8 protein-coding genes are annotated in these 7,613 nt (G+C 63.7%); 5 read left to right on the top strand and 3 right to left on the bottom strand.

Annotated elements, in window-relative coordinates; genetic code table 11:
• Positions 1-208, top strand: a 208-nt coding sequence (locus tag EN742_RS16950; protein WP_189375387.1) for an LssY C-terminal domain-containing protein, incomplete at its 5' end; no start/stop codon positions are given.
• A gap of 15 nt (positions 209-223) precedes the next feature.
• Here the strand turns inward: EN742_RS16950 and EN742_RS16945 are convergent.
• A complete protein-coding gene (locus tag EN742_RS16945) occupies positions 224-1,246 on the bottom strand; it encodes an NAD(P)-dependent alcohol dehydrogenase (protein ID WP_126058730.1) in 1,023 nt (340 codons plus the stop codon).
• A gap of 127 nt (positions 1,247-1,373) precedes the next feature.
• Here EN742_RS16945 and EN742_RS16940 point away from each other — a divergent pair, with 127 nt between their 5' ends.
• Together EN742_RS16940 and EN742_RS16935 are read left to right on the top strand one after the other, a co-directional pair.
• On the top strand, positions 1,374-2,309 hold the full coding sequence (locus tag EN742_RS16940) for a LysR family transcriptional regulator (RefSeq protein WP_126058729.1): 936 nt from the start codon (positions 1,374-1,376) through the stop codon (positions 2,307-2,309).
• A 47-nt stretch (positions 2,310-2,356) separates the two neighbouring features.
• Positions 2,357-3,667 (top strand): hemolysin family protein, encoded by a 1,311-nt coding sequence (locus EN742_RS16935; RefSeq protein WP_126058728.1) that lies wholly within the window; start codon positions 2,357-2,359, stop codon positions 3,665-3,667.
• Between the two features lie 2 nt (positions 3,668-3,669).
• Here the strand turns inward: EN742_RS16935 and EN742_RS16930 are convergent, their stop codons facing one another.
• Positions 3,670-4,236 carry a CGNR zinc finger domain-containing protein gene (locus tag EN742_RS16930; RefSeq protein ID WP_245455416.1) on the bottom strand — a complete coding sequence of 189 codons (567 nt, stop codon included), beginning with the start codon at positions 4,234-4,236 and terminating at the stop codon, positions 3,670-3,672.
• A 137-nt stretch (positions 4,237-4,373) separates the two neighbouring features.
• Between EN742_RS16930 and EN742_RS16925 the strand changes: the two genes are divergently transcribed.
• Positions 4,374-5,282, top strand: a complete 909-nt coding sequence (locus EN742_RS16925; RefSeq protein WP_126058727.1) for an alpha/beta hydrolase — start codon at positions 4,374-4,376, stop codon at positions 5,280-5,282.
• A gap of 9 nt (positions 5,283-5,291) precedes the next feature.
• Here the strand turns inward: EN742_RS16925 and EN742_RS16920 are convergent, their stop codons facing one another.
• Positions 5,292-6,218 carry a DMT family transporter gene (locus EN742_RS16920; RefSeq protein ID WP_126058726.1) on the bottom strand — a complete coding sequence of 309 codons (927 nt, stop codon included), beginning with the start codon at positions 6,216-6,218 and terminating at the stop codon, positions 5,292-5,294.
• A gap of 170 nt (positions 6,219-6,388) precedes the next feature.
• On the opposite strand from EN742_RS16920, the gene EN742_RS16915 reads away from it, so the two are divergent.
• On the top strand, positions 6,389-7,613 hold a 1,225-nt coding region (locus EN742_RS16915), incomplete at its 3' end, for a glucoamylase family protein (protein WP_128333050.1).

The following is a 7,613-nucleotide window of genomic DNA, read 5'->3' as shown; positions in this document are numbered from 1 at the left end:
CGACACCGGGGCGATAACCCATCACATCGGCCCCGACATCGATGCCGAGCGCGACTTCCTGATCGGCGATCTCACCAATGCCGGCATGCTGGCCTCGACCAGCGAAATCGCCGGAATCGGTGCGACGAAAACGGGCCGCAACGGCGGCGGCGATCCGTATTTCACCGACGGCAAGGCAGTGATCGGGGTATTGAAACCGCTGCCGTGACGGAACCGGTGGAGGTCAGGTCGTGGTGATGACGACCTTGCCGAACGGGCCTTTTTCCAGACAATCGAAGGCCTGCGGCACCTCGTTGAAGCCGAAGACTTTGTCGATGACGGGCTTGATGCCGAGCGCCTCGACCGCCTGGTTCATGCGCTCGAAGCTGCGGCGATGGCCGATAGAAATGCCTTGCACGGTGAGGCGATTGCGCAAGAAGGGCAGGATTGGAAAGTTCAGCTCCATGCTGCCGAGCAGGCCGATCACCGTCAAGCGGCCGTCGGCGGCAAGCGCATTGATCGAACGCCGCGCGTTGTCGCCGCCGATCATTTCCAGCACGTGCTTGACACCGGCGCCATTGGTCTGCTCGCGCGCAACCTCGTCCCATGCTGGCTGGCTGCGATGGTTGATCACCTGCCAGGCTCCGAGTTTGCTCGCCCTGGCGAGCTTGTCGTCGCTGCTTGACGTAACGATGGCGCGCAGGCCGAAGGCAGCGGCGAACTGCAGTGCAAACAGCGACACCCCGCCAGTGCCCTGGATGAGCACGGTTTCGCCCGCCACCGGCTTTGTCGCCTCGGCCAGCGCGAACCATGCCGTCAGCGCCGCGATCGGCAGCGTCGCAGCCTCGGCGTCGCTCAGCGACGGCGGCGCCAGCACCGCGGCATCCTCGCCGAGGATCACGTATTCGGACAGCGTGCCCGGCAGCGAGGAACCCAGCGTGTGCTTGTGCAGCACCGGCGGCGCATCGCCATCCGGCCAGTCGGCGAGCACCTGGCCGAGCACGCGCTGTCCGACCTGAAAGCGGAGGACATCGCTGCCCACGGCCACCACTTCGCCAACGGCGTCGGACGTCGGCACGAAGGGAAAGCCCAGGTCGGGGATCAGCACGCCGTCCACGATCATCCGGTCCTTGTAGTTCAGCGACACCGCCTTGGTGCGCACCAAAAGATCGCGCGGGCCGGGTTCGGGTATCCTGCCGTCCACCAGTTGCAGCTTTGACAGGCCGAACCCGCTCATCTGCCAGGATCTGTTGATGTTGATGCTCATCTCGGTCCGCCTCCGCGTTTTGATCGGGATGCGGAATAATTAAGCGATCAAACTATGGAAAATAGTGCCTCTATGCGGTATATTTGGATACTGATTGAAGATAAAAATTCTACAATAGGAGAGCGCCGTGGAGGCGGCCAGCCTGCAAGGCATCCTCGCTTTCGTGCATGCGGTCGAGGCTGGCAGCTTTACCGGCGCCGGCGAGCGCCTGAACGTTACGAAATCGGCAGTCGGCAAGTCGATCGCGCAACTGGAGCGGCGGCTGGCGGTCCGCTTGCTCAATCGCACGACCCGAAGCCTCAGCCCGACCAGCGAAGGCCTTAGCTACTACGAGGCCTGCGTCAGGGCGCTTGCCGAGATCGACGCCGCGCAATCGTTGCTCGCTTCGCGCCGGCAGGTGCCGTCAGGCAAGCTGCGCGTCGACGTGCCGCTCGCCTTTGGGCGCAGATGCGTCGCGCCCGTCCTGTTCGGCATCGCCAGTCGCCACCCGGATCTGACGATGGAAATCTCGTTCAGCGATCGGCGTGTCGACCTGATCGAGGAGGGCATTGACCTCGCCATCCGCATGGGCGATCTCGACGACAGCCTGTCGCTGGCGGCAAGGCGCATCTACACGCAGCGCTCGGCTATCTGCGCGGCTCCGGCCTATCTCGAGCAGCATGGCCGGCCGCAGTCGATCGAGGACCTCGCCGGCCACAGCATCATCGCCTATGGCCGCAACGGCATCGTCCATCCTTGGATGGTGAGGCATGCCGATGGCCATATCGGCAAATTCCGGCCGCAGGCGCGGCTGATCCTCGGCCACGGCGAACCGATGCTGGATGCCGCCCTCGCCGGCTGCGGCATCACTTTCCTGCCGACATGGCTGACCGCCGACAGCCTCAGCAGCGGCGAGCTCGAAACTGTCCTGTCGGATTGTCTCATAGAAAACATCGTCGTCCATGCGATCTGGCCGGTGACGCGCAATCTCGCGCCCAAGGTGCGTGTCGTCGTCGATGCGCTGGTCGAGCACTTCTCATCGCCGCCCTGGGACCACCCCTGGAGCAGTGACCTCGAAAAATAGCGGCCCCGCTATTTTCGAATGCACTGCGGCAATGCTATTGACCCTTCATGCTTTATCTTGAAATCGCCATCGTGACCGTCCTCATATGCGTGAACGGTCTTCTGGCAATGTCCGAACTTGCCATCGTTTCGTCACGCCCTGCCCGCCTCAAGGCAATGATCGACCGCAACGTTAAGGGCGCTGGCCGCGCGCTGGCGCTCGGCTCCAACCCCGGCAAGTTCCTGTCATCGGTGCAGATCGGCATCACCCTGGTCGGCGTTCTCTCCGGTGCCTTTTCCGGCGCCACGCTGGGCGAGCGGCTGGCGGCATTGCTGGCATCGAACGGCGTGCGCGAAACCATTGCCGATCCGCTTGGCGTCGGCATCGTCGTCGCGATCATCACCTACGCTTCGCTGATCGTCGGCGAGCTCGTGCCGAAGCAGATCGCGCTGCGCGATCCCGAGCGGGTTGCCGTCCGGGCGGCGCCCGCGATGACCGTCCTCGCCACCGTCTCGGCGCCGCTCGTCTTCCTGCTCGACATTTCCGGTCGCGCCGTCCTCTGGCTGCTCGGCCAGCGCGGCGAGAGCGAAGAGAAGGTCACCGACGAGGAGATCAAGATGCTGGTCGCCGAAGCCGAGCATCACGGCACCATCGAATCAGACGAGCGCCGCATGATCGCCGGCGTCATGCGGCTCGGCGACCGCGCCGTGCGCGCTGTGATGACGCCGCGCACCGAGGTCGACTGGATCAACCTGCAGTCAGACGAGGCGGCCATCAAGAGGCTGCTGATCGAGACCCAGCATTCGCGCCTGCCCGCGGGGGACGGCAATGTCGACGCCATGGTCGGCGTCGTCCAGACACGCGACGTGCTGGCCGCGATCCTCGGCGGCAAGGTGCTGGAGCCACGCCAGCATGTGCGCGCCGCGCCCATCGTGCACGACCAGGCCGATGCGCTGGACGTGCTGCAGAAGCTGAAGGAATCGGACGTGCCGATGGCGCTGGTCCATGACGAATACGGCCATTTCGAAGGCATCGTCACGCCGGCCGACATTCTGGAAGCGATAACCGGCGTCTTCCGCTCGGACCTCGATGCCGGCGAGGAGGAAAACGCCGTCAAGCGCGAAGACGGCTCGTGGCTGCTCGCCGGCTACATGCAGGCCGACGAGATGGCCGAGGTGCTCGGCATCGACCTGCCCGAAAACCGCGACTACGAGACCGTCGCCGGCTACGTGCTGTCGCATCTGCATCACCTGCCGGCGACCGGCGAATGCGTCGATGCGCAGGGCTGGCGCTTCGAGGTCGTCGACCTCGACGGCCGCCGCATCGACAAGCTGATCGCAACGCGCCTGCCGGACAGTCACCGGCAGATCGCGCGCTGACATTAGGCGGCGCTAAGCCCCCTATGGCGCGAGACCTTCTCGCGGTTGCCGCAGGTGCGCATGCTGCACCAGCGGCGTTTGCCGCCGCGCGACGTATCGAGGAAAAGCCAGCCGCAGCGAGGACAGGAATGCAGCCTGTCCCGCGGCAAGCTGAAGAAGGCTTCGACCGACAGCAAAGCAAGGAACGCGGTGACGGCATCCGGGTCCCGCCACTGGCTTGGCTGCGGTCTGGTGTCGTGCAAGTCGACCGACCCGGTGGCTAGCGGGCTCGCCGCGCATGAGAACAGGACGCTGAGCGCCTCGGTCGCGGACGGTTTGCCCGCGGCGATCGGCTCAAAAATCTGAAAAGACGCTTCACGGACTTCGCGAACCCGTTCCACGAAGCGCCCATCTTCGATCTCGGAAACGGCCTGCGCCTGGTGATGGTCGGCAAGCCCTGAAGCCATGAACCAGTTGGCAACATCCTGGGTCGACTTGAACAGTTCATTGTCGGGCGCCGGCACGCGCCGGTCGAACACGGCGTTCGACAGGTCCAGGGCGGAATGCCCGCCTATGAAGTGCTCCGGCACCCATTCGGTGTGTGTCTGCGCCATGGAACATAACCCTATTAACCGCATTATGCAGTTACGATGTAACCGTAATCATACAGATATGTGGTTTCAAAGCCAGAGCGTCGCCAGCAGCACGGGGCCATGGGAGACAGACGATGCGAACCGATCCTTACAAGACACGGCACGAAACCATCCGTGCCGACGGCCTCGACATTTTCTATCGTCATGCCGGCGACCCGGACCGTCCGGCAATCCTGCTGCTGCACGGATATCCGACTTCCTCACATGTCTATCGCAACATCATCGAGCCACTGGCCGAGACAGCCTATGTGGTGGCACCGGATATGCCCGGTTTCGGCTTCTCGTCCGCCCCTTCCACCGACGCCTATGACTACACGTTCGAGAACCTCGCCAACACGATCGAGGCATTCATTGAGGCCCTTGGTCTCGAGCGGTTCTTTCTCTATATCACCGACTTCGGCGCGCCCGTCGGTTACCATCTCGCGACACGACGGCCGGATCGTATCCTCGGCCTGATCGTCCAGGACGGCAATGCCCATGAGGAGGGGCTGGGACCGGCTTGGGACGCACCCAAGGTGTTCTTCGCCGAACCGACGGACGACAACCGCGCCAAGCTGCCGGACTGGATGAATTTCGAGGGCACCCGCAACCAGTATATCGGCGGTCTTCCAGAACGTCTGAAGGTCTTGTTTCCGCCCGAGAGTTGGCATCTCGACACCGAGCGCCTGGAGAGGCCCGGAAACACTGACATTCAGTTCGAACTCTTCACAGATTATGGCTCACACATCGCGCGCTTCCCCGCCATCCAGGCCTACTTGCGCAACCACCGGCCAGCTTGCCTTGTGCTGTGGGGCCGCCATGATGCCTTCTTCGCGGTGGATGAGGTCATGGCCTACAATCGCGACCTCCACGCCATCGAAATCCATGTCTTTGAAAGCGGCCACATGCTGCTTGAGACGCACCATCGCCAATGCGCGGCGCACATCGCTCACTTCATGCACGAGGTGGAGACCGGGGTCTTTCGCGATTCCGAAAAGCGCTGACCGCGACGGTCAAACGGCTGCCTCGATCGGCTCGGCAAGTTTCGGGTTTGCCCGCGCGGCGATCAGGCAGCCGGCGACGATCAGGCATGCTCCCGCGAGCGTCGTCCAGGTGACCGCCTCGTCGAAGAAGAACCAGCCAAACGCGATCGCCCAGATGAAGGCCGAATATTCCGTTGGAATGAGATATTGCGCTTCGGCGCGGGCGTAGGACCAGCTCATCAGGAATTGGCCGGCAAGCGACAGCGCTGTCACTCCGGCCAAGGGAAGCCAAAGATTGGCTGGCAGGGCGACGGCGAGCCACGGCGCGGCGAGGCCGAGGATGATTGCAACGGCCAAGCTCTGGAAGAACATGATCTCGACTGGTTTGGCCACCAGCGCCTGTTGCCGGGCGAGGATCAGGTTGTAGCCGTAGAACACCGTCGATACGAGCACCGCCGCCGTGCCCAGCAGGGCGTCTTGCGAATAGCTTGCCTGCCCGAACTGGCGCGACACGATGATCGCCACGCCAACGATGCCGGCGATCGATGCCCAGATTGCCTCCCGCCGGACTCGCTCGCCCAGCAACAACGCGGCGAGGAAGAGAGCGATCAACGGCGCAACGAAGCTGAGCCCGACGGCCTCCGCGAGTGGCAGCCTGCCAAGCCCCCAGAAGAATGATATCAGGACGATGCCGACAACCATGGCCCGCAGGGCATGTAGCCTCAGCACCGCAATGGTTGGCAGCGAGCACGATCCCGCTGACCAAGCTGCGCCCGCGACTGCAGTCGCGAGCAAGCCGCGCCACAGCACCGTATTGTAGACGCCCACGGCGATAACCAGCGTCTTCATCGCCGCATCCATCCCGGAAAGCAGGAAGATGGCGAGCGCGCATACGAGCACCGGAATCATCGGGGAAACGACGCCTGTCAGGCTGGATGTCTTCACGGCTTCACTCATCTGGCTGCGGATATCTCAGGGCAATCGGCGGGACCAGATGGCAGCGCCGTCGATATGGCGGTCCAATCGGCGCGGTTGATGCGCCTCTCGCTATCGGCCCTCGCCTGCCTCACTATGATTGATCGGCCAAAAAGTTGGGAAGCGCCGCGAAGGCCTCTATATCGGTAGCCATGGATGCATCGAGCGACCACAAGCTGAACGAGGAACTTCTCTCCAGCATCCAGCGCCTGTCCTTCGATTACTTTCTCAAGGAGGCCAACCCGGCAAATGGCCTGATCGCCGACCGCAACACGCCGGCGTCGCCCGCCAGCATCGCCGCCGTCGGGCTCGCCTTGTCGGCCTATCCCGTCGGCGTCGAGCGTGGGTTCATGACCCGCGACGCTGCCGTTGAACGGACGATCGCCACGCTTCGCTTCTTCTGGAACGCGCCGCACGGGCCAGAACCCGACGCCACCGGCTACAAGGGCTTCTACTATCATTTCCTTGACATGAAGACAGGCCGCCGCGTCTGGAAGTGCGAGCTGTCCACGGTCGACACGGCACTTCTGCTTGCCGGCGTGCTGGCAGCCGGCGCCTATTTTGACGCCGACGACGAATCCGAACTGGAAATCCGCCGGCTTGCCGATGCGCTCTATCGCCGCGCCGACTGGCGCTGGGCGCAGGATGGCGGCGCTACCGTCAGCCATGGCTGGCGGCCCGAGAAGGGCTTCCTGCGCTACCGCTGGCAAGGCTATGACGAGGCGGTGATCCTCTATGTGCTGGGCCTCGCCTCGCCGACCCATCCGCTGCCGCCCGAGTCCTATGCGGCCTGGCTTTCCACTTACAAGTGGAAGAAGATCTATGGCCGGGAACTGGTCTATGCCGGGCCGCTCTTCGTCCACCAGTTCTCACATGTCTGGATCGATTTCCGCGGCATCCGCGATGCCTTCATGCACAGGCACGGCACCGACTATTTCGAGAACAGCCGCCAGGCGACCTACCTGCAGCGCGACTACGCCATCCGCAATCCGAAGGGCTTCGTCGGCTATGACGAGAATTGCTGGGGCGTCACCGCCAGTGATGGCCCGGGCCTGAAAAAGCTCCCTCTGACGATCGGCGGCCGACGCTTCTTCGGCTATCTGGCGCGCGGCGCGCCTTTCGGTCCGGATGACGGCACCTTGTCGCCCTGGGCGGCGATTACCTCATTGCCGTTTGCGCCCGAGATCGTGCTGCCGGTGCTCCGCCATTTCCGCGAGATCGACCTGCACGAGGGCAACCCTTACGGCTTCACCGCCAGCTTCAATCCGACAATCGCCGCTGCCGACGGCCGCGCCTGCGGCTGGGTATCGCCGGACCATGTCGGCATCAACCAGGGGCCGATCGCGCTGATGATCGAGAACTACCGGTCGGACTTCC

It is taken from the genome of Mesorhizobium sp. M4A.F.Ca.ET.020.02.1.1, from assembly GCF_004022645.1.
Classification (GTDB): Bacteria; Pseudomonadota; Alphaproteobacteria; order Rhizobiales; family Rhizobiaceae; genus Mesorhizobium.
Note: the sequence above shows the minus strand (reverse complement) of the source record. Positions and strands in the feature narration are given on the sequence as shown.